The organism is Streptomyces cupreus, from assembly GCF_014257025.1.
Classification (GTDB): Bacteria; Actinomycetota; Actinomycetes; order Streptomycetales; family Streptomycetaceae; genus Streptomyces; species Streptomyces cupreus.
Window position 1 is genome coordinate 1 of sequence record NZ_JACMSF010000079.1, and the last position, 20,183, is coordinate 20,183.

Consider the following 20,183-nt stretch of genomic DNA (forward strand, 5'->3'; position numbering starts at 1 on the left):
TCTCGAACGTCTCGCCGGTCACCGCCTTGGCGGGCCTGCGGCCGCCCTGGACGACCGGGCGGACATCGAGTACTGGTATGCGCCCGACACCGGGAGCGCCGGCGGCCGCGGAGGGTGGCTCCGGGACGGGCGGTCCGGCGGCGGCCGGGCGGCGTACAGGGGATGTCTCGGGCTTGCGCGTCTGGGGTGCTGACGAGTGGTGCGTGGCGGGCATGACCGCTCCTGTCCGCGTCAACGTGGGTGGGCGGATGGCTGTGGGGAGGTGGGTCCTGCGGGGTACTGCTGTGACGTGCCTGTGAGGTGTACCGGAGGAGCCTTCCCACCCTATTCGGGTGGGCAATCCGGCACTTTGCTAACTACTCACGCGTATGTCTGCACACAAGACCGGCCCCGTCCGTGACGGACGGGGCCGATCCTTCCGGGTCGCCCTCAACAGGCCGCGAACACGCCGCTACGAGCCCGGTACCTGGAGCAGTTTGTTCGGTGAGCCGAGCCCGTGCCCGGAGACCTTTCCGCTCGCCGCCTGTGCCACGAGCGCGTTGGACACCTGTGCGGGTGTGGCCTTGCGGTGGTCGGCCAGATAGAGCGCGGCCGCGCCCGCCGCGTGCGGCGCCGCCATCGACGTACCGGAGTAGGTCGCCCTGGCGCTGTCGCCCGCGTACGACGTCGAGGTGATCGCGACGCCCGGGGCGAACAGGTCGAGGGCCGAGCCGAAGTTCGAGAAGTCAGCCCGCGCGTCCTTGCGGTCGGTGGCGCCGACCGTGATGGCCGGGCCGACGCTCGCCGGTGAGTAGAGGCCGGCCGGGAGACCGGAGTTGCCCGCGGCGACCGTGTAGCTGACGCCGGAGGCGATGGAGTTGCGTACGGCGGTGTTGAGCTGGGCGTTGTAAGGGCCGCCCAGGCTGACGTTGGCGACCGCGGGCTTCCTCGCGTTCCTGGTCACCCAGTCGATGCCCGCGATGACCTGGGCCGTGGTGCCCGCGCCCGCGTTGTCGAGGACGCGCACCGAGACCACCTTCGCCTTCTTGGCGACGCCGTACTTGGACCCGGCGACCGTGCCCGCGACATGCGTGCCGTGGCCGTTGCCGTCGCCCGCCGACTTGTCGCCCCCGACGAAGTCCCAGCCGTAGCTCGCGCGGCCGCCGAAGTCCTTGTGCGAGATACGGATGCCGGTGTCGATCACGTACACCGTCACCCCGGAGCCCGCGGACTCCGGCCAGGTGTAGCTGTTGTTCAGCGGCAGATTGCGCTGGTCGATGCGGTCCAGGCCCCAGGACGGCGGGTTCTTCTGGGTGTGTTCCAGGGTGACCCGGGTGTCCTGGACGACCGAGGCGACGCGTGGGTCGGCTGCGAGCCGCTTCGCCTGTCTCTCGCTCGCCCTGATCGCGTAGCCGTTGAGAACCGTGCCGTAGGTGTGGCTGATTTTCGCCCCGTACTTGTCGGCGAGGCCTTGTCCGGCCGCCGACGGAGCCTGCGTTCCCCCCTTGAGTGTCACCAGGTAGCTTCCGCTGACGGAGCCGGGCTGACCGGCGCCGAGTATCCGCCCCTCCGGTGCGGCGTGCGCGGGCGGGCTGATGGCCGAAAGTGCCGCGGCGCAGGTCACCGCGGTCAGGCCCCCCGCCCAGCGCAGACGCCGAGTTCGCGTCCGTGCCATGATCCGAGTCCCCTCCTCGACTCGGCGTCCGGTGACCGCTGCCTGCCGGGTGCACCCGGCGCGGGCCGGAACGCCATGAGCAGCCTCTCGTGGCGGGCGAAGTCGCCACAAGGACGCCTACGGGGGCGGAATCGGCCATATCGCCGATGGCGGATCCGTGAAGGTTGCGGCGCTTTTCGGACGGAGTGTGCGTGTGGTCCGGATCGAGTCCCGCTCCAGAATCACTGGAGACGTCGGGAAAGGCGCCGTGGTTACAGAGCGCCCACACCGATACCGTGCAGATGATGACAGGACGCACACCGCCGTGCGTCCTCTTCCGCACGCCTGCCGAGGTGGAATGTGAAGGCGATCCGTCGATTCACTGTCCGTCCCGTTCTCCCCGAACCCCTCCGGCCGCTCAGCGACCTGGCGCGCAATCTGCGCTGGTCCTGGCATGCGGAGACCCGCGACCTGTTCCAGTCCGTCGATCCCGAACGCTGGGCTTCCTCGGGCGGTGACCCCGTACGGCTCCTGGGCAGTGTGTCGCCGGGGAGACTGGCCGAGCTGGCCGAGGACCGGCGCTTCCTGCGCCGTCTGACGGCCGTTGCCGACGACCTCACCGACTATGTCTCCGGTGACCGCTGGTATCAGTCGCAGTCCTCCGAACTCCCGGCCGCCGTCGCCTATTTCTCCCCCGAGTTCGGCATCACCGCCGCCCTGCCGCAGTACTCCGGCGGCCTCGGTATCCTGGCCGGCGACCACCTGAAGGCGGCCAGCGATCTCGGGGTGCCGCTGATCGGAGTGGGGCTGCTGTACCGGCACGGCTACTTCCGGCAGACCCTTTCGAGGGACGGCTGGCAGCAGGAGCACTACCCGGTGCTCGACCCCAACGAACTGCCGGTGGCGCTGCTCAGGGACGCCGACGGCACCCCCGCCCAGGTCTCCCTCGCCCTGCCCGGCGGCCGCTCCCTGCACGCCCGCGTCTGGCTGGCCCAGGTCGGCCGGGTCCCGCTGCTGCTCCTCGACTCCGACGTGGAGGAGAACGACCTCGGCGAACGCGGGGTGACCGACCGGCTCTACGGCGGCGGCAGCGAGCACCGGCTGCTCCAGGAGATGCTGCTGGGTATAGGAGGGGTGCGGGCGGTACGGACGTACTGCCGGCTGACGGGCCACGCGGAGCCCGAGGTCTTCCACACCAACGAGGGGCACGCGGGCTTCCTCGGACTCGAACGGATCGCCGAACTGTGCGACCAGGGCCTTGACTTCGACTCCGGTCTTGAGGCGGTGCGGGCCGGGACCGTCTTCACCACCCACACGCCCGTCCCCGCCGGCATCGACCGCTTCGACCGTGAGCTGGTCGCCCGCCACTTCGGCCCCAACGCCGAACTCCCGCGCATCGACGTCGAGCGCGTCCTCCAGCTCGGCATGGAGACCTACGCCGGAGGCGAGCCGAACCTCTTCAACATGGCGGTGATGGGCCTGCGCCTCGGCCAGCGCGCCAACGGCGTCTCGCTGCTGCACGGCAACGTCAGCCGCGAGATGTTCTCCGGGCTCTGGCCGGGCTTCGACGCCGACGAGCTGCCGATCACCTCGGTCACCAATGGCGTCCACGCCCCGACCTGGGTCGCCCCCGAGGTGTTCCGGCTCGGCGCCAAGCAGATCGGCGCCCAGCGCACCGAGGACGCGCTCACGGTCGGTGGCTCGGACCGCTGGGACGCGGTGGCGGACATCCCCGACCAGGAGATCTGGGAGCTGCGCCGGGTGCTGCGCGAGCAGCTCGTGGTGGAGGTGCGCGAGCGGCTGCGGACGTCGTGGCGGCAACGCGGCGCGGGCAGCGCGGAGTTGGGGTGGATCGACGGGGTGCTCGACCCCGACGTCCTCACCATCGGATTCGCCCGCCGTGTCCCGTCGTACAAGCGCCTCACCCTGATGCTGCGCGACCGTGACCGGCTGATGGATCTGCTGCTGCACCCCGAGCATCCGATCCAGATCGTGGTGGCGGGCAAGGCGCACCCGGCGGACGACGGCGGCAAGCGGCTCATCCAGGACCTGGTGCGGTTCGCGGACGACCCGCGGGTGCGCCACCGGATCGTGTTCCTGCCGGACTACGGCATGGCGATGGCGCAGAAGCTGTACCCGGGCTGCGACATCTGGCTGAACAATCCGCTCCGCCCGCTGGAGGCGTGCGGCACCTCGGGGATGAAGGCGGCGCTGAACGGCTGTCTCAATCTGTCGGTGCTGGACGGCTGGTGGGACGAGTGGTTCCAGCCGGACTTCGGCTGGGCGATCCCCACGGCGGACGGCTCGGAGACGGACGCGGACCGCCGGGACGACATCGAGGCGGCGGCGCTCTACGACCTGCTGGAGCAGCGGGTGACCCCGCGCTTCTACGAGCGCGGCCAGAGCGGACTGCCCGACCGCTGGATCGAGATGGTCCGCCAGACCCTCACCCTGCTCGGCCCGAAGGTGCTGGCCGGGCGGATGGTCCGGGAGTACGTGGAGCGTCTCTACACCCCGGCCGCGCTCGCCCACCGCTCGATGGACGCGGACTCCGCGCGCGAACTGGCGACCTGGAAGGCGCGGGTGCGGGGAGCCTGGCACGGGGTGAGCGTCGACCATGTGGAGACCTCGGTCGCCACGACGACGGCGGAACTGGGCACGACCCTGAGCCTCAGGGTCCGCGTCGGCCTCGGCGATCTCGTCCCGGACGACGTGGAGGTCCAGGCGGTCTCGGGCCGGGTCGACGGCGAGGACCGCATCACGGACGCGGCGACGGTCCCGCTGAAGCCGACGGGCGGGCCCGACCTGGACGGGCGGTGGGTCTACGAGGGCCCGCTGTCCCTGGACCGCACAGGGCCGTACGGCTACACGGTACGGATCCTTCCGGCGCACCGACTGCTGGCGTCGAGCGCGGAGCTGGGTCTGGTCACCGCGCCGTCGGAGGATGTGGTGGAGGGCGCCGGGGTCCTCATGCGCTGAGGCGGTACCGCGGGGGCGTCTAGGTGTCGCCCCCGCACATCCTCCGCAGCACGACCCCGCACCGCCGTGCGTACGCCTGCTGAAGGCCGCGGGTCGCGGGACCGCCGGCGCGGGCGTACCACTTCGCTCCCCGGCTGAAGGCGTGCACCGTCAGCCACACGGTGCCGTCCCCGGTGCGGTCCACGACGAAGGACTCCTCGCCGCACTCCGGGTGCCCGGTCAGCGTGCCGTACGCCCAGCCCGCGCGGCGGTGTTCCTCCACCGTCCACACCACACGGCACGGTGCCTTGATGACGCCGGCCAGGGTGACGGTGACGTCGACGCCGGGCGCCGCGCGTTCCGCGGAGGCGTCTATGCCGACGCCCATCGCCCGGTGCATGTCCCAGGTCAGCACGGCCTCGGCCGCCCGGCTGAAGACCTCGTGGCCCTCGCCGATGCGGGTGCGCACATGCAGCGGGTGGAATCCGGGCGGGCAGAACCCGGGCTCCCGGGTGGCGCCGACGTCGTCGTACGTGAAGGACATGGGTACCAAGCGTAGGGCGGCACCCGGGGATGCCTTCGTCCCGGGTGCCGCCCGTCAACGCCGTGTCGGTCAGCTGACGTTGACGGCGGTCCAGGCCGCGGCGACCGCCTTGTACTCGGTGCTGGTGGAGCCGTACAGGGCCGAGGCCGCGCTGAGCGTGGCGGTGCGGGCGCCCTTGTAGTTGGTCGTCGAGGTCATGTACTCGGTCAGCGCCTTGTACCAGATCTTGACCGCCTTGTCCCGGCCGATGCCGGTGACCGTGGAGCCGTTGTAGGTCGGCGAGTTGTAGCTGACGCCGTTGATCGTCTTCGCGCCGCTGCCCTCCGAAAGGAGGTAGAAGAAGTGGTTCGCGGGGCCGGAGGAGTAGTGCACGTCCAGGTTCGCCAGCGACGACGACCAGTAGTTCGCGGACGAGCCGTCCTTGCTCGGCTGGTCCATGTACCGCAGCGGGGTGCCGTCGCCGTTGATGTCGATCTTCTCGCCGATGAGGTAGTCGCCGACGTCCTTGGAGTTCGCCGCGTAGAACTCCACCGCCGTGCCGAAGATGTCCGAGGTCGCCTCGTTCAGGCCGCCCGACTCACCGGAGTAGTTGAGCCCGGCGGTGTTGGAGGTGACGCCGTGGGTCATCTCGTGGCCGGCCACGTCCAGCGAGGTGAGCGGCTTGGTGTTGCCCGAGCCGTCGCCGTACGTCATGCAGAAGCAGCTGTCGGACCAGAAGGCGTTGACGTAGGCGTTGCCGTAGTGGACCCGGGAGTAGGCGGCGACGCCGTTGTTCTTGATGCCGTTGCGGCCGAGGACGTTCTTGTAGAAGTCCCAGGTGACCTGGGCGCCGTAGTGGGCGTCCACGGCGGCGGTCTGCGAGGTCGAGGAGCTCGACGCCGCTCCGGTGCCCCAGGTGTCGTCCGCGTCGGTGAACAGGGTGCCCGCCGAGGAGGAGGTGGAGCGCGCCTTGTTGTACGTCTTGTGGGCGCCGCGCGAGGAGTCGTTGAGCTGGTACGTCGAGCCCGACAGCGAGGTGCCGATGGTCACCGTGCCGCTGTACTGGCTGTTGCCCGTGCCGGTCTGGACCGCCTCCCACTCGTACAGCTTCTCGCCGCTCTGCGCGTCGGTGACGACGTGCAGTTCCTGCGGGGTGCCGTCGTGCTGGAAGCCGCCGACGACCGTCTCGTAGGCGAGGGTGGGGGTGCCGCTCGCGGCCCAGACGACCTTGCGCGGGGCCTTGTCGGCGGCGGACTTGGTGGAGCCCTCCGCCTTGGCGGCCTTCACGGCCTGCTTCTCGGCGGCGGCCTTGGTGACGTCGGCGGTGAGGTCGGCGACCTTGACGGCGGCCTTGGTGGCCTTCGTGACGCCCTCGGTCCTGCCGGACGCCGTCTCGTGGACGATGAGGTCGCCGCCGAGGACGGGCAGGCCCGCGTAAGTGCGCTCATAGCGCGTGTGGGTGGAGCCGTCGGCGTCCTTCACGACGTCCTTGACGACCAGTTCCTCCTTGGCGCCGAGGCCTATCGCGTCGGCCGTCGTGGGCGCCTCGGCGGCCGCCTGCTTGATCAGGGCCGTGCGGGCGGCGGAGGTGAGCTGGACCGGGGCGGCGTCGGCGGCAGGGTCGGTCTTGGCGGCGGCACCGGTGGTGGTCAGACCGGTGGTGAGGAGGGCCCCGGCCGCGACCGCGGTGGCGATGGCCAGGGTGGTGCGCTTGTGACGCGCGTAGAGGGGGGTCACACAAACTCCTTATGTGGGGGAGGGCTGGGAAGTTGTGCGGCGGGTGAGGGAAGAGTGACACCAGAGGCGCGTACATGTCAGGACCCCTAAACGATATTGACCGAAACCCGACTGTCCGGTGAACGTTTCAGGAATGTAAAGCGGGCGCCGTCCCGGGGAGTTGAACCACCGGGACGGCGCCCTGTCACAAGGAGCGGGACGTTCTACGGGAACGTCAGCTTCCAGCTGTTGATGTAGCCGGTGTCGATGGCCGCGTTGTCCTGGACCCTCAACTGCCAGGTGCCGTTGGCGACCTCGGAGGAGGCGTTCACGGTGTACGTGGTGTTGATGTTGTCCGAACTGCCGCCGGTGCCGTAGCCCTTCAGCGTGTACGCCGTGCCGTCGGGGGCCACGAGCTGGACCTGGAGGTCACCGATGAAGGTGTGGACGATGTCGACCGCCACCGCGAGGTTGGACGGCGCGTTGCCGGTCCGCCCGGAGACGGTGATCGACGAGGTGACCGCCGAACCGTTGTCCGGGATCGACACGTCGGCGGTGTTCTCGAAGGACGTGCCGCCACCGCCGCCACCCGGCCGCGAACCGACGGCGACGCCTGCCCAGGCATGCTGCACCGCCGCGTACTCGGGGCTGGTGGTGCCGTACAGCTCACCGGCCGCCGCGAGGGTGCCGGTGCGGGCGCCCGCGTAGTTGGTGGTGGAGGTGAACTTGGTGGTCAGCGCGCGGAACCAGATCTTCTCCGCCTTGTCCCGGCCGATGCCGGTGACCGCGAGGCCGTCCGCGGTGGGCGAGTTGTAGCTGACGCCGTTGATGGTCTTGGCGCCGCTGCCCTCCGAAAGGAGGTAGAAGAAGTGGTTCGCGGGGCCGGACGAGTAGTGCACGTCCTGGTTGCCGATCCCGGAGAACCAGTTGTCGTACGACGAGCCGTCCTTGTCCGGCTCGTCCATGTAACGCAGCGGCGTGCCGTCGCCGTTGATGTTGATCTCCTCGCCGATGAGGTAGTCACCGACGTCGGAGGAGTTGTTGGCGTAGAACTCGACCGTCGACCCGAAGATGTCGGAGGTGGCCTCGTTGAGGCCGCCGGACTCGCCGCTGTAGTTGAGGCCGGCCGTGTTGGACGTGAGCCCGTGCGTCATCTCGTGCGCGGCCACGTCGATCGACGTCAGCGGGTTGGTGTTGCCCGAGCCGTCGCCGTACGTCATGCAGAAGCAGCTGTCGGACCAGAAGGCGTTGACGTAGTTGTTGCCGTAGTGGACCCGGGAGTACGCGCCGACGCCGTCGCCGCGGATGCCGCTGCGCCCGTGCACGTTCTTGTAGTAGTCCCAGGTCAGCGCGGCGCCGTAGTGCGCGTCGGCCGCGGCCGACTCCAGGTTGGACGGGCTGCCGTTGCCCCACACGTCGTCGGAGCCGGAGAAGAGCGTCCCGGTGCCGGAGGTGCCGCGGTTGAGGTTGTACGTCTTGTGCCCGCCGCGCGCGCCGTCGGTGAGGTTGTACGTCGATCCGGACTGCGTGGTCGTGAGGGTGACCGTGCCGGAGTACACCGTGTTGCCGGTGCCGGTCTCGATGGCCTCCCACTCGTACAGCTTCTCGCCCGTGGTGGCGTCGGTGACGACGTGCAGCTCCTGCGGGGTGCCGTCGTGCTGGACGCCGCCGACGACCGTCTCGAACGCCACCTTCGGGGTGCCGTTGGCCGCCCAGATCACCTTGCGGGGCGCACGGTTGACGTCCGCGTCCTTGGCGTCCTCCGCCTTCGCCGCGGCGAGCGCCTGCCGCTCGGCCTTCGCCGCGGACACGGCCGCCTTGGTGGTGGCCGGCTTGATCGCCTTCTTGGTGGCCTTCACGACGGCCGCGGTGGCGTCCGCCTTGGTGCTCTTGACGACGAGGTCGCCGCCGAGGACGGGCAGTCCGTCGTAGGTGCGCTCGTAGCGGGTGTGGATCGTGCCGTTGCCGTCCTTGAGGACGTCACGGACGACCAGCTTCTCCTTGGCGCCGAGGCCGAGTTCTTCGGCGGTCTCCGCCTTGGTGGCGTTGGCCGTGCGGATCAGCTCGGCGCGCTGGGCGGGGGTGAGCTTGACCGACTCGGCGCCCGGGACGACCTTGCCCGCGGCCGACGGTGCCTTCTCCGGGGCTGCGGTGGCGGCGCCCGACTGGACGGCCGCGGCGATCAGGGCGGACACACCGACGAGGGCGACTGCGGCGGCCCGACGGGTGGTGGATCTGTGGGAGGTGCGTCTGTCTGAGGAACTGCTTCTCAAAACTGACTCCTTCTGCGCGGCCGCGGATCGCGCGGCCAGGGGAGACCGTCCGGCGGGTGGGCCGGGCGGGCAGAACTGGCGGTACGCAGAACGACGTGCGGGAGCGACGGCCTGACACAGCGGTGGGAACGTATGGGGTTGCTGTGAAGCGGCCGTGGGAAGCGTGGCAGGAGATCAGCACTCCTGTCAGGGTCGCGTCAGAAAGTTGGCCGGAAATCGTTCGTTGTCCGGGAGTTCATGTTCGTTATACGGACAGTTTGGATCTGCCGCTTGCCTGGATCCACCCCTTTGGGCCTACGCCAGACTGTCCCGCCACGCCCGGTGCAGATCGGCGAACCGGCCGGTCCCCGCGATGAGTTCGGCGGGCGAGCCGTCCTCGACGATCCGTCCGTGCTCCATGACCAGTACCCGGTCCGCGATCTCCACGGTGGACAGCCGGTGCGCGATCACCACCGCCGTACGGCCCTGCAGCACGGTCGCCATCGCGCGCTGCACCGCCCGCTCCCCAGGGATGTCCAGCGAACTGGTCGCCTCGTCGAGGATCAGCACCGCGGGGTCGGCGAGCAACGCCCGTGCGAACGCCACGAGTTGGCGCTGACCCGCGGAGATACGGCCGCCCCGCTTGCGCACGTCGGTGTCGTAGCCGTCGGGCAGGGCGCTGATGAACTCGTGCGCGCCGATCGCCTTCGCGGCCCGCTCGATCTCCTCCCGGGTGGCGTCGGGCCGCCCGATGGCGATGTTCTCGGCGACCGTGCCGGAGAACAGGAACGCCTCCTGGGTCACCATCACCACCCCGCGCCGCAGTTCGGGCACGGACAGCTCGCGCAGATCGACCCCGTCCAGCAGTACCCGGCCGTCGGACGGGTCGTAGAACCGGGCGAGCAGCTTCGCCAGCGTCGACTTGCCGGCGCCGGTCGCACCGACCACCGCGACCGTCTGCCCGGCCGGAAGGGTGAGATCGAAGGTGGGCAGCACCTCGCCGCCGGTGCGATAGGCGAACCGCACCCCGTCGAAGACGACCTCGCGGCCGGGGTGCTCGGACTCAAGTGCCGGGAGCTGCCTGGGTGTTGACGGCTCGGGCACGGACGGTGTCTGGGTCAGCAGCCCCGCGATCTTCTCCAGGGAGGCCGCCGCCGACTGGTAGGAGTTCAGGAACATGGCGAGCCGGTCGATCGGGTCGTACAGCCGCCGCAGATACAGCACCGCGGCCGCCAGCACCCCGAGCGCCAGCGTGCCGCCCGCGACCCGGTAGGCGCCCCACAGCACGATCGCCGCGACGGCCGTGTTGGCGACCAGCCGTGAGCCGACGACATACCGGGCCATCTCCAGCAGCGCGTCGCCGTTGGTCCGCTCGTGCCGCTTGTTCAGTACCGCGAAGTCGGCGTCGTTGACGGCCTCGCGGCGGAACGCGCGCACCGGCCGGATGCCGTTCATCGTCTCCACGAACTTCACGATCACCGCGGCGATGGCGGTGGACCGCATCCGGTACACCCGCCCCGCCCGCCGCTGGTAGTTCCGCATCAGCAGATACAGCGGCACGAAGGAGGCCACCGCGACCGCGCCGAGCCCGAGGTCGAGCCAGAGCAGCATCGCCGAGATGTAGACGAACGACAGGATGACGGTGACGAGTTCCTGAAGCCCCTCGCTGAGCAGCTCCCGCAGCGACTCCACGTCCGTGGTGGACCGGGAGATCAGACGGCCGCTCGTATATCGCTCGTGGAAGTCGACGCTCAGCGCCTGCGCGTGCCGGAAGATCCGGCCGCGCAGATCCAGCAGCACATCCTGGTTGACGCGGGCCGAGGCGATGATGAACGCGTACTGGAGGGCGCCGGAGACCGCCGCGCAGAGCAGATAGCCGACGGCCACGGCGATCAGCGGGCCGTGGTCGTCCGCCCGGAACGCCGGTACGGCCTCGTCGATGGCGTACGCCACCAGCAGCGGGCCCGCCTGCACGGCCGCCTGCTGGACCAGCAGCAGCAGGGTGGTGAGCGCGACCCTCGCCTTCATCGGCGTGAGCAGCGAACGCAGCAGCGCGCCGGTGGCGCCCGGGGGAGTGGGCAGGACGTCCCGGTCGAAGGGGTCCCCGGTGTCCTCGCTCTGCGGTCCGCCGCTCTTGGCCGGTGCCGTGGTGGTGGGCGCGGTCATCGGTGGGCCTCCTCGTCCGCTCCCGACATCAGATGGGCGTACTCGGCGTTCGTGCGCAGCAGTTCGTGATGCGTCCCGACCGCGACGATCCGCCCGCCGGAGAGCAGGGCGACCCGGTCGGCGAGCAGCACGGTGGACGGCCGGTGCGCCACGATCAGCGCGGTGGTCTCCGCGAGAACGTCCCGCAAGGCGGCCTCCACGGCGGCTTCGGTATGCACATCGAGGGCGGACAGCGGATCGTCGAGCACGAGGAACCGCGGCCGTCCTACGACTGCCCGCGCGAGTGCCAGCCGCTGCCGCTGGCCTCCGGAGAGGCTGAGCCCCTGCTCGCCGACCTGGGTGTCGGTGCCCTGCGGAAGGGCGTGCGCGAAGTCGGCCTGAGCGACGGAGAGCGCACGGTCGAGCTCGGGCGTTCCGGCGGTGTCGTCGGCCCCCATGAGGACGTTCTCCCCGACGGAGGCGGAGAACAGGGTGGGCTCCTCGAAGGCGACGGCGACTGTGGAGCGCAGCTCTTCCCGGGACATGGCCATGATGTCCGCGCCGTCGAGAGTGATCCGCCCGGACGTCACTTCATGCAGGCGGGGGACGAGCGCGGTGAGGGTGGTCTTGCCACTGCCGGTGGCCCCGACGAGGGCCATGGATTCGCCGGGGAGGATGTGGAGATCGATGCGGTCGAGGATGGGTGGGGAGTCGGGTGGGGCGTCGGGGTAGCGGAAGGAGACGCCGTCGAAGAGAAGTCCGCGCTGATCAGCCCGCGTAGCTGCGGGCAGATGTGCCGCCCCCTCCTCCGGCACCTCGTCCAGAACCTCGAAGTACCGCTCCGTAGCGGTGGCCGCCTCCTGACTCATCGCCAGCAGGAACCCGATCGACTCCACGGGCCACCGCAGAGCAAGCGCCGTAGACAGAAAGGCGACCAACGTGCCCGCGGACAGCTGACCGTCCGCGACCTGCACACACCCCACCACCAACGCCGCCCCGACAGCCACCTCGGGCAACGTCACGATCACCGCCCAGATGGCGGCCAGCAGCCGAGCCTTCCGCAGCTCCGTCCCCCGCAGCGTCCACGACAGCTCCCGGAACGCACGGGCCTGACTCCGATGCCGCCCGAACCCCTTGATGATCCGGATCCCGAGCACGCTCTCCTCGACCACGGTCGTCAGATCCCCGACCTGGTCCTGCGCACGCCGCGCCACCTCGGCGTACCGCTTCTCGAAGACCACGCACATCACGATCACCGGCACGGCGGGCCCGAGGATCACAAGACCCAGCGTCCAGTCCTGAAGCAGCATGATGATCACGCCGACCAGAATGGTGACGCCGTTGACCAGCAGGAAGGTCAGCGGAAACGCGAGGAACATCCGCAGCAGCATCAGATCGGTGGTCCCCCGGGACAGCAACTGCCCCGACGCCCACCGGTCATGGAAGGCGACGGGCAGTCGCTGGAGATGCCGGTAAAGACCCGCCCGCATCTCCGCCTCGACATGCGACAGCGGCCGGGCCACCAGCCAGCGCCGCAGCCCGAACAGCAACGCCTCCGCGAGCCCGAGCAGCAGCAGATACAGCGCCCCGAGCCATACCCCGGCCGGATCCCGCTCGGAGACCGGCCCGTCCACCATCCACTTCAGCACGAGCGGGATCACAAGCCCCACGCACGAGGCGAGGATCGCCACGAACGCGGCGGTGAACAGCCGCGCCCGCACCGGCCGGACGTACGGCCACAGGCGCAGCAGGGTCCTGACGGCGGAGCGTTCCTTGGTGGTTACAGGTGTCGTGGGCATCAGCAGCGAGCCTACGGATCGCCACTGACAACGCCCACCGAGTTTTGGCCGACGGCAGCCCCGCTACTCCACCGCGCTCCCGGCCTTCCACGTCTCCCAGTCCATGTTCCATCCGCCGAGGCCGTTGTCCGGAGCGACCTGCTTGTCCTTGCTGTTGACGACCTCGACGACGTCCCCGATCAGACTGCGGTCGAAGAACCAGCCCGCCGGGGTGTCCGAACCGCCGCCCTGGACGTCCCTGAGCCCCACGCAGCCATGGCTGACATTGGCCTTCCCGAAGGCGTCCGGCGCCCAGTAGTTGCCGTGCAGGAAGGTGCCGGAATCGGTCAGCCGCATGGCGTGCGGGACATCCGGGATGTCGTACTCGCCCTTGCCGTCGTTGTCGGTGAAGCCGACCGTCGCGCCGTTCATCCGGGTCACTTCGAGCATCTCGGTGACGACCATCTTGCCGTTGTAGGTGGTGGTCTTGGGGGCGCCGGCCGTGATCGGGACGGTGGCGAGGAGTTCGCCGTCGCGCCGGACGTCCATGGTGTGCTCGGCCGCGTCGACGGTGGAGACCTGGTGGCGGCCGACGGTGAAGGAGAACGTCTTGTACTGCAGGCCGTAGACCCCGGGCGCGCCCTCCACGTCGCGGAGTTGGAGGGAGACGGTGACCTGGGTGCCGGGCTTCCAGTACCGCTCGGGGCGGAAGTCGAGGCGGCCCTTGCCGAACCAGTGCGGGCGGATCTCGACGGCCGGGCGGGCGGTGACGTGCACGGCCCGCTCGACGGCGGCGCGGTTCTCGATCTCCCGGTTGAACTCCAGGGAGACGATCATTCCGGTGCCGACGGTGGAGCGGTTCTCCGGGGAGACGTACCCGATGAACCGTTCCTCGGGGACGTAGGTGGTGAAGGTGGTGTGCCGGGCGGAGCGGCGGCCGTGGCCGTCGAGGGCCACCACGTCGACGGTGTAGCGGGCGGCCAGCGCCAGCTGTCGGTCGTCGGGTTCCCAGCGCAGTCCGTCGTCGGAGATGCGCCCGGGGACCGGGGTTTCCTGCGCGTCCTGCGACTTGACGACCTTCACCGACTCCAGGCGCCCGCTGGGCACCCCTACCCGCAACGGCTTCTCGGGGCTCACCCCCCGGCTGCCGTCGTCCGGGGAGACGCGAATCACCTCCTCGGGTGCCCGGGATCTGCCGAGCCCGCCGGTGGCGTCCGAAGTGCAGCCGGCGGCCCCGGCCAGCAGTCCTGCCCATGTCAGTACGGCGGCCAGCGCGGCCCCCGCGCGCCGCGCGCGCCCTTGTACGTGCCTCACAAGGATCCCAACGACCGGGCACGCTCCGGGGAAACGTGAGTGCGAGCCAAGCGCTGGGCAGAACAGTGGGGAGGACGACGCGACGGGGAGCCACGGCTGTGAGCCGAAGGGGCGCGCCGGTGTCGGGAGGGCGAGCGCGCGCAGGCCCGAAGGGTTGAGCACGGTCGCCCTCCCGACACCGGCAGAAGCGCACCGGAGGCGAACAGCCCTAAAAGAGTGGCCGGGGTCTTGGCATGCCCGTTTCCGCGTTGTTCAAGCGAGCCGTGGGAGGCCGAAGGTGTCCAGCAGCGCAGCCGAGCGTGAGGCGGTGGCTCAGGAGCGGGCCGCCGAAGGCGCCGTCCTCAACGGAACCCCGCGCCGGACGCCGGGCGCGCCCGTGTGGCCGGGTGCGCCGACGCCGCTGGGCGCCCGCTTCCGAGTGGGCCCGGACGGGGTGGCCGGTACCAACTTCGCGCTGTGGGCGGGCGGCGCCGAGGCGGTCGAGCTGTGTCTGTTCGACGATGCGGGCAAGGAGACCCGGGCCAAGCTGACCGAGCTGACGCACGAGATCTGGCACGGCTTCGTGCCCGGTGTGATGCCGGGCCAGCGTTACGGCTTCCGGGTGCACGGCCGCTGGGATCCCTGGACCGGCGCCCGCTGGAACCCGGCGAAGCTGCTGCTCGACCCGTACGCCCGCGCGGTGGACGGCGACTTCGGGCTGCCGCCGGAGGTGTACGGCCATGTCCGGGACTGGCCGCAGCAGCAGGTCGCGGACACCGTCCGGGACGACCGGGACTCGGCGCCGTACGTCCCCAAGGGCGTCGTCGTGCACGATGACGACGACTGGACGGACGACCGCCGGCCGAAGACGCCGTGGGCGGACTCGGTCATCTACGAGGTGCATGTACGCGGCTTCACCAAGCTGCACCCGGGCATCCCCGAAGAACTGCGCGGGACGTACGCGGGTCTCGCGCACCCGGCCGCGATCGAGCACCTGGTCAAGCTGGGCGTGACGGCCGTGGAGCTGCTGCCGGTCCATCAGTTCGCGCACGAGGACCATCTGCTGCGGCGCGGCCTGAAGAACTACTGGGGCTACAACTCCATCGGCTACTTCGCCCCGCATGCCGGGTACGCGGCCTCCGGGACGACCGGTCAGCAGGTCGGCGAGTTCAAGCGGATGGTGCGCGCGCTGCACGAGGCCGGGATCGAGGTCATCCTCGACGTCGTCTACAACCACACGGCGGAGGCGGGCGAGCTGGGCCCGACGCTGTCCCTGAAGGGCATCGACAACCGGGGCTACTACCGCCTGCAGTCGGACGCACGCAGGTACGCCGACTACACGGGCTGCGGCAACACCCTCCATGTCGTCCAGCCCCATGTCCTGCGGCTGATCACCGACTCCCTGCGCTACTGGGTCACCGAGATGGGCGTCGACGGCTTCCGCTTCGACCTCGCCGCCGCGCTGGCCCGCTCCATGCACGACGTCGACATGCTCTCGCCGTTCCTCGCCGTCATCGCCCAGGACCCGGTGCTGCGCCGGGTGAAACTGATAGCCGAGCCATGGGACGTGGGCTCCGGCGGCTATCAGGTGGGCGCGTTCCCCCCGCTGTGGACGGAGTGGAACGACCGCTATCGCAACGCCGTACGGGACTTCTGGCGGGGCGCGCTGCCGGACGTACGGGATCTGGGCTACCGGCTGTCGGGGTCGAGCGACCTGTACGCGTGGGGCGGCAGGCGGCCGTACGCCTCGGTCAACTTCGTGACGGCGCACGACGGTTTCACGCTCCGCGATCTCGTGTCCTACGAGCACAAGCACAACGAGGCGAACGGCGAGGGCAACCGGGACGGCACGGACGACAACCGCGCGTGGAACTGCGGCGCGGAGGGCGAGACGGACGAGGAGCGCGTACGGGCGCTCAGGCGGCGGCAGTTGCGGAACCTGCTGACCACCCTGTTGCTGTCCACGGGTGTGCCGATGCTGGTCGCGGGCGACGAGCTGGGGCGCACCCAGCGCGGCAACAACAACGCCTACTGCCAGGACAACGAGATCAGCTGGCTGGACTGGGGGCTGCTGGAGGACCCGGGTTGGAAGGCGCTGTTCGAGCTGACCTCCCGGCTGATCGAGCTGCGCCACCGGCATCCCGTGCTGCGCCGCCGGGCCTTCTTCTCCGGGCGCGCGCACTCGGCGGACGGGCTGCGGGATCTGGCCTGGTTCACCGCGCGGGGCACGGAGATGACGGAACGGGACTGGTACGCGCCCGCCGCCACGCTCGGCATGTATCTCTCCGGGCGGGACATCCCGGGCCGGGACGAACGGGGCGCCCCGATCGTCGACGACAGCTTCCTGGCCGTCCTGCACGCCGGGGACCGCCCGGTGAGCTTCGTGCTGCCGGCGCCGCCATGGGCGGAGGAGTACGAGGTGGTCGTCGACACCGCGCGGGAGGAGCAGGGCGAGTCACCGGGGGCGGTGCATCGGGCGGGGACGGCGATCACGGTTCCGGCGCGGGCGGTGCTGCTGCTGAAAGTGGTGGGCTGAGGGGGGCTGCTGGGGCGGCGTCGCAGGTCGATGGAGTCCGGGGCGGATTCCCGGCTTCTGCGTCGGAGGGGCCGAACTCGGTACGGAACGGTGACAATCGTGGGGCGTCGCGCCGGATGACCTTGTGGTTAATATGCGCCGAGCACGTGGCTGACGTGTGGGGGCGGGGGCCTGACCAGGCCCGGCGAGGGGAGAGAAGGACTTGAACGTGCGACCGATATCGGGGGCGTCGGTTGACGCACGCGCGAGCGAGGCGGAGCCCCGGGGGCGAACGAATCAAACGAGGGGCAGGCGCGGGCGGCGGAGGATGACGGCGGTGCTGGCAGGCGGGTTGCTGCTGGCGGTCACCGCGTGCGGTGGGGGCTCGGACTCGGGTTCCGGCGACGGCAAGGGCAAGGCCGACGACTCCGGCACCGCCGAGAGCAAGCAGTCGCAGGCCGTGGTCTCCATAGCCCCGAAGGACGGCGCCAAGTCCGTCGACACCAGCGGCGCCCTCAAGGTCAGCGCCGCCAAGGGCAAGTTGTCCGAGGTCGTCGTCAAGGACGCCAAGGGCGAGGCGATACCCGGGAAGATCACCGACGGGGGTGCGAGCTGGACGCCGTCCACCCACCTTGCCGCGTCCACCAAGTACACCGTGCACGCGGTCGCCAAGGACTCCGAGGGCCGTGCGGCCGCCGAGGACTCCAGCTTCACCACACTGACGCCCGAGAACACCTTCATCGGCAGCTTCACCCCCGAGGACGGCTCGAAGGTCGGCGTCGGAATGTCCTTCTCCCTCCGCTTCGACCGGGGCATCACCAACCCGGACGACGTCGAGAAGGCCGTGCGGATCAAGACCGAACCGGCCGTGGACGTCCAGGGCCACTGGTTCGGCAACGACCGCCTCGACTTCCGCCCAGAGAAGTACTGGAAGGAAGGCACCAAGGTCACCGTCGACCTCAACCTCGACGGCGTCGAGGGCCGCGACGGCGTCTACGGCGAGCAGAAGAAGACCGTCTCCTTCACCATCGGCCGTAACCAGGTCTCCGTCGTCGACGTGAAGACCAAGCACATGAAGGTCATGCAGGACGGCAAGGTCGTCAAGACCATCCCGGTCACCACCGGCAAGCCCGGGTACGACACCTGGAACGGCCAGATGGTCATCACCGAGAAGTTCGTAGAGACCCGGATGAACGGCGACACGGTCGGCTACGACGGCGAGTACGACATCGACGACGTCCCGCACGCCATGCGCCTGACCCAGTCCGGCACCTTCATCCACGGCAACTACTGGGGCGGCGACGCTTTCGGCAACTACAACGCCAGCCACGGCTGCGTGGGCCTGCGCGACGTCAAGGGCGCCTACGACAGCGGCGTCCCGGCCGCGTGGTTCTACAACCACTCCATGATCGGCGACGTGGTGGTCGTGAAGAACTCCAACGACCAGACGGTCGCCCCGGACAACGGCCTCAACGGCTGGAACATGTCCTGGGAGGAGTGGACGAAGTAAGAGCCTGTGTCACATCCCCGGCCGGGCGCGCGACGTCTGGCACGCACTCCCCAGAGGGGGACCCCCAGCCGCGTTGCCGAACCGCCCACGTGGTTCCTCCCCCGTCGAGGGCGCTCCGGCGCCTTGCGATCGCACGCTCCCCCACGCTCGAACGGCTTCGCCGACTCGCGCGGGGGCACCCCCATCGCCGCCTCGCGCCGATCCGGCCGAGGATGTGACGCAGGCTCTACGGGGCCGCCCTTCTGCGCGGGCGTTAGTCACCGTTAACCTGCGGAGCATGACCGTGAATCTCGAAGTCGCCGAGGGCGTGGGCACGCTCCGCCTGGACCGCCCCCCGATGAACGCGCTGGACATCGCCACCCAGGACCGCCTCAAGGAACTCGCCGAGGAGGCGACCCGCCGCGAGGACGTGCGCGCCGTGGTGATCTACGGCGGCGAGAAGGTGTTCGCGGCCGGCGCGGACATCAAGGAGATGCAGGCCATGGACCACACGGCCATGGTCCTGCGCGCCCGCGCCCTGCAGGACTCCTTCACCGCCGTGGCCCGTATCCCCAAGCCGGTGGTCGCGGCGGTCACCGGCTACGCCCTCGGCGGCGGCTGCGAGTTGGCCCTGTGCGCGGACTTCCGTATCGCCGCGGAGAACGCCAAGCTGGGCCAGCCGGAGATCCTGCTCGGCCTGATCCCGGGCGCGGGCGGCACCCAGCGGCTGTCCCGTCTTGTCGGCCCGTCCAAGGCGAAGGACCTCATCTTCACCGGCCGGATGGTCAAGGCGGACGAGGCATTGACGCTGGGTCTGGTGGACCGTGTGGTCCCCGCCCAGGAGGTGTACGCTGCCGCGCACGCCTGGGCCGCGAAGCTCGCGCAGGGCCCGGCGATCGCGCTGCGCGCCGCGAAGGAGTCCATCGACACCGGCCTTGAGACGGACATCGAGACCGGCCTCGCGGTGGAACGCAACTGGTTCGCGGGCCTGTTCGCCACGGCGGACCGCGAGACCGGGATGCGCAGCTTCGTGGAGGACGGCCCGGGCAAGGCCAAGTTCCTCTGATTCACTCCGTCGAATCCCGCGGAACCCCTTGCAATTGACGCGATGTCTGATCCGGGTCCCTCGATGGGACGGTTTATGGGAGCCTTAAGGCGGCCTTAAGCCTGTCTTGTCGAGGAGGCCCGTCGATTGCCATCAGCAGAGCCTCCGCCGCAGGCCACAAGGTGTACGACGGACTCTGAATTGCCCCTGTCATATGCCAACCGACGCTCGCGGAATGGTGGATTCCGGGGGGCGTATTCCGCAGGAACGGCCCCGGAGGGCGCTCTGGGCGGCCATGATGGGGGCATGGCGGGGCTGGAGGGTATCGAACAGCCGCGGGGACACGGCCGTGCGACCGCGGCGCGCTGGTCGCCGACGGTCGAGGACGAACACGCCGTGAAGGCACTGGAGTTGTTCGGCAATCCCACGGAGGCGGAGGTTCCGCTCCCTTCCCGCCCCGAATCCGCGGCCACCGCCCGCCGTCTGGCTCAGGTGGTCGTCCTGCGTCAGTGGGGCCTGACGGCGAAGATGACGGAAGACGCGGTCTTACTGGTCTCGGAACTGGTAGGGAACGCGGTCCGCCACACCGGGGCCCGGGTCTTCGGCCTCCGAATGCGCCGCCGCCGCGGCTGGATCCGTATCGAGGTCCGCGATCCGTCGAGGGGCCTGCCGTGTCTGATGCCGGTTCAGGAGATGGACGTCAGCGGCAGGGGCCTGTTCCTGGTGGACAAGCTGGCGGACCGCTGGGGAGTGGATCTGCTGCCGAGGGGCAAGACGACATGGTTCGAGATGAGGGTGGCGGACCGCTGACGTAAGGCCGCAGGGGTGAAAATCCC

At 70.0% G+C, this 20,183-nt stretch carries 13 protein-coding genes; 5 read left to right on the top strand and 8 right to left on the bottom strand.

The genetic code is table 11. The features are described from left to right. Together H4N64_RS39380 and H4N64_RS39385 are read right to left on the bottom strand one after the other, a co-directional pair. Positions 1-214: maltotransferase domain-containing protein (locus tag H4N64_RS39380; RefSeq protein ID WP_186287424.1), on the bottom strand; the 214-nt coding region annotated here is incomplete at its 3' end. Positions 215-451: 237 nt separating this feature from the next. Beyond that, complete coding sequence (locus H4N64_RS39385) at positions 452-1,654, bottom strand: S8 family peptidase (RefSeq protein WP_186287425.1); 1,203 nt, start codon at positions 1,652-1,654, stop codon at positions 452-454. 339 nt (positions 1,655-1,993) lie between these two features. Between H4N64_RS39385 and H4N64_RS39390 the strand changes: the two genes are divergently transcribed. Then, the gene (locus tag H4N64_RS39390) at positions 1,994-4,612 is read left to right on the top strand and encodes an alpha-glucan family phosphorylase (protein ID WP_186287426.1); all 2,619 of its coding nucleotides are present in this window, start codon (positions 1,994-1,996) and stop codon (positions 4,610-4,612) included. Positions 4,613-4,631: 19 nt separating this feature from the next. Here H4N64_RS39390 and H4N64_RS39395 read toward each other — a convergent pair whose 3' ends face one another. From H4N64_RS39395 to H4N64_RS39420, 6 genes are all read right to left on the bottom strand, one after another. Next, positions 4,632-5,135 (bottom strand): DUF1990 domain-containing protein, encoded by a 504-nt coding sequence (locus tag H4N64_RS39395; RefSeq protein WP_186287427.1) that lies wholly within the window; start codon positions 5,133-5,135, stop codon positions 4,632-4,634. Positions 5,136-5,204: 69 nt separating this feature from the next. Next, on the bottom strand, positions 5,205-6,851 hold the full coding sequence (locus H4N64_RS39400; RefSeq protein WP_186287428.1) for a M4 family metallopeptidase: 1,647 nt from the start codon (positions 6,849-6,851) through the stop codon (positions 5,205-5,207). A 203-nt stretch (positions 6,852-7,054) separates the two neighbouring features. Next, on the bottom strand, positions 7,055-9,103 hold the full coding sequence (locus tag H4N64_RS39405) for a M4 family metallopeptidase (RefSeq protein ID WP_186287429.1): 2,049 nt from the start codon (positions 9,101-9,103) through the stop codon (positions 7,055-7,057). Between the two features lie 294 nt (positions 9,104-9,397). Further along, positions 9,398-11,248, bottom strand: coding sequence for an ABC transporter ATP-binding protein (locus tag H4N64_RS39410; RefSeq protein WP_186287430.1), 1,851 nt, complete (start codon positions 11,246-11,248; stop codon positions 9,398-9,400). Beyond that, the gene (locus H4N64_RS39415) at positions 11,245-13,026 is read right to left on the bottom strand and encodes an ABC transporter ATP-binding protein (RefSeq protein WP_186287431.1); all 1,782 of its coding nucleotides are present in this window, start codon (positions 13,024-13,026) and stop codon (positions 11,245-11,247) included. The genes H4N64_RS39410 and H4N64_RS39415 overlap by 4 nt, the downstream gene beginning before the upstream one ends. A gap of 63 nt (positions 13,027-13,089) precedes the next feature. Next, positions 13,090-14,319, bottom strand: coding sequence for an Ig-like domain-containing protein (locus H4N64_RS39420; protein ID WP_186287432.1), 1,230 nt, complete (start codon positions 14,317-14,319; stop codon positions 13,090-13,092). A gap of 277 nt (positions 14,320-14,596) precedes the next feature. Here H4N64_RS39420 and glgX point away from each other — a divergent pair, with 277 nt between their 5' ends. The 4 genes from glgX (at position 14,597) to H4N64_RS39440 (ending at position 20,157) form a co-directional block, all read left to right on the top strand. Beyond that, positions 14,597-16,834 carry a glycogen debranching protein GlgX gene (gene glgX, locus H4N64_RS39425; RefSeq protein ID WP_186287433.1) on the top strand — a complete coding sequence of 746 codons (2,238 nt, stop codon included), beginning with the start codon at positions 14,597-14,599 and terminating at the stop codon, positions 16,832-16,834. A gap of 202 nt (positions 16,835-17,036) precedes the next feature. Further along, positions 17,037-18,323: a L,D-transpeptidase gene (locus H4N64_RS39430; RefSeq protein ID WP_418896331.1), complete on the top strand. Its 1,287-nt coding sequence runs from the start codon at positions 17,037-17,039 to the stop codon at positions 18,321-18,323. 277 nt (positions 18,324-18,600) lie between these two features. Further along, complete coding sequence (locus tag H4N64_RS39435) at positions 18,601-19,368, top strand: enoyl-CoA hydratase/isomerase family protein (RefSeq protein WP_186287435.1); 768 nt, start codon at positions 18,601-18,603, stop codon at positions 19,366-19,368. A 285-nt stretch (positions 19,369-19,653) separates the two neighbouring features. Further along, positions 19,654-20,157, top strand: coding sequence for an ATP-binding protein (locus H4N64_RS39440; protein WP_186287436.1), 504 nt, complete (start codon positions 19,654-19,656; stop codon positions 20,155-20,157). The last annotated feature ends 26 nt before the right edge of the window (positions 20,158-20,183 follow it).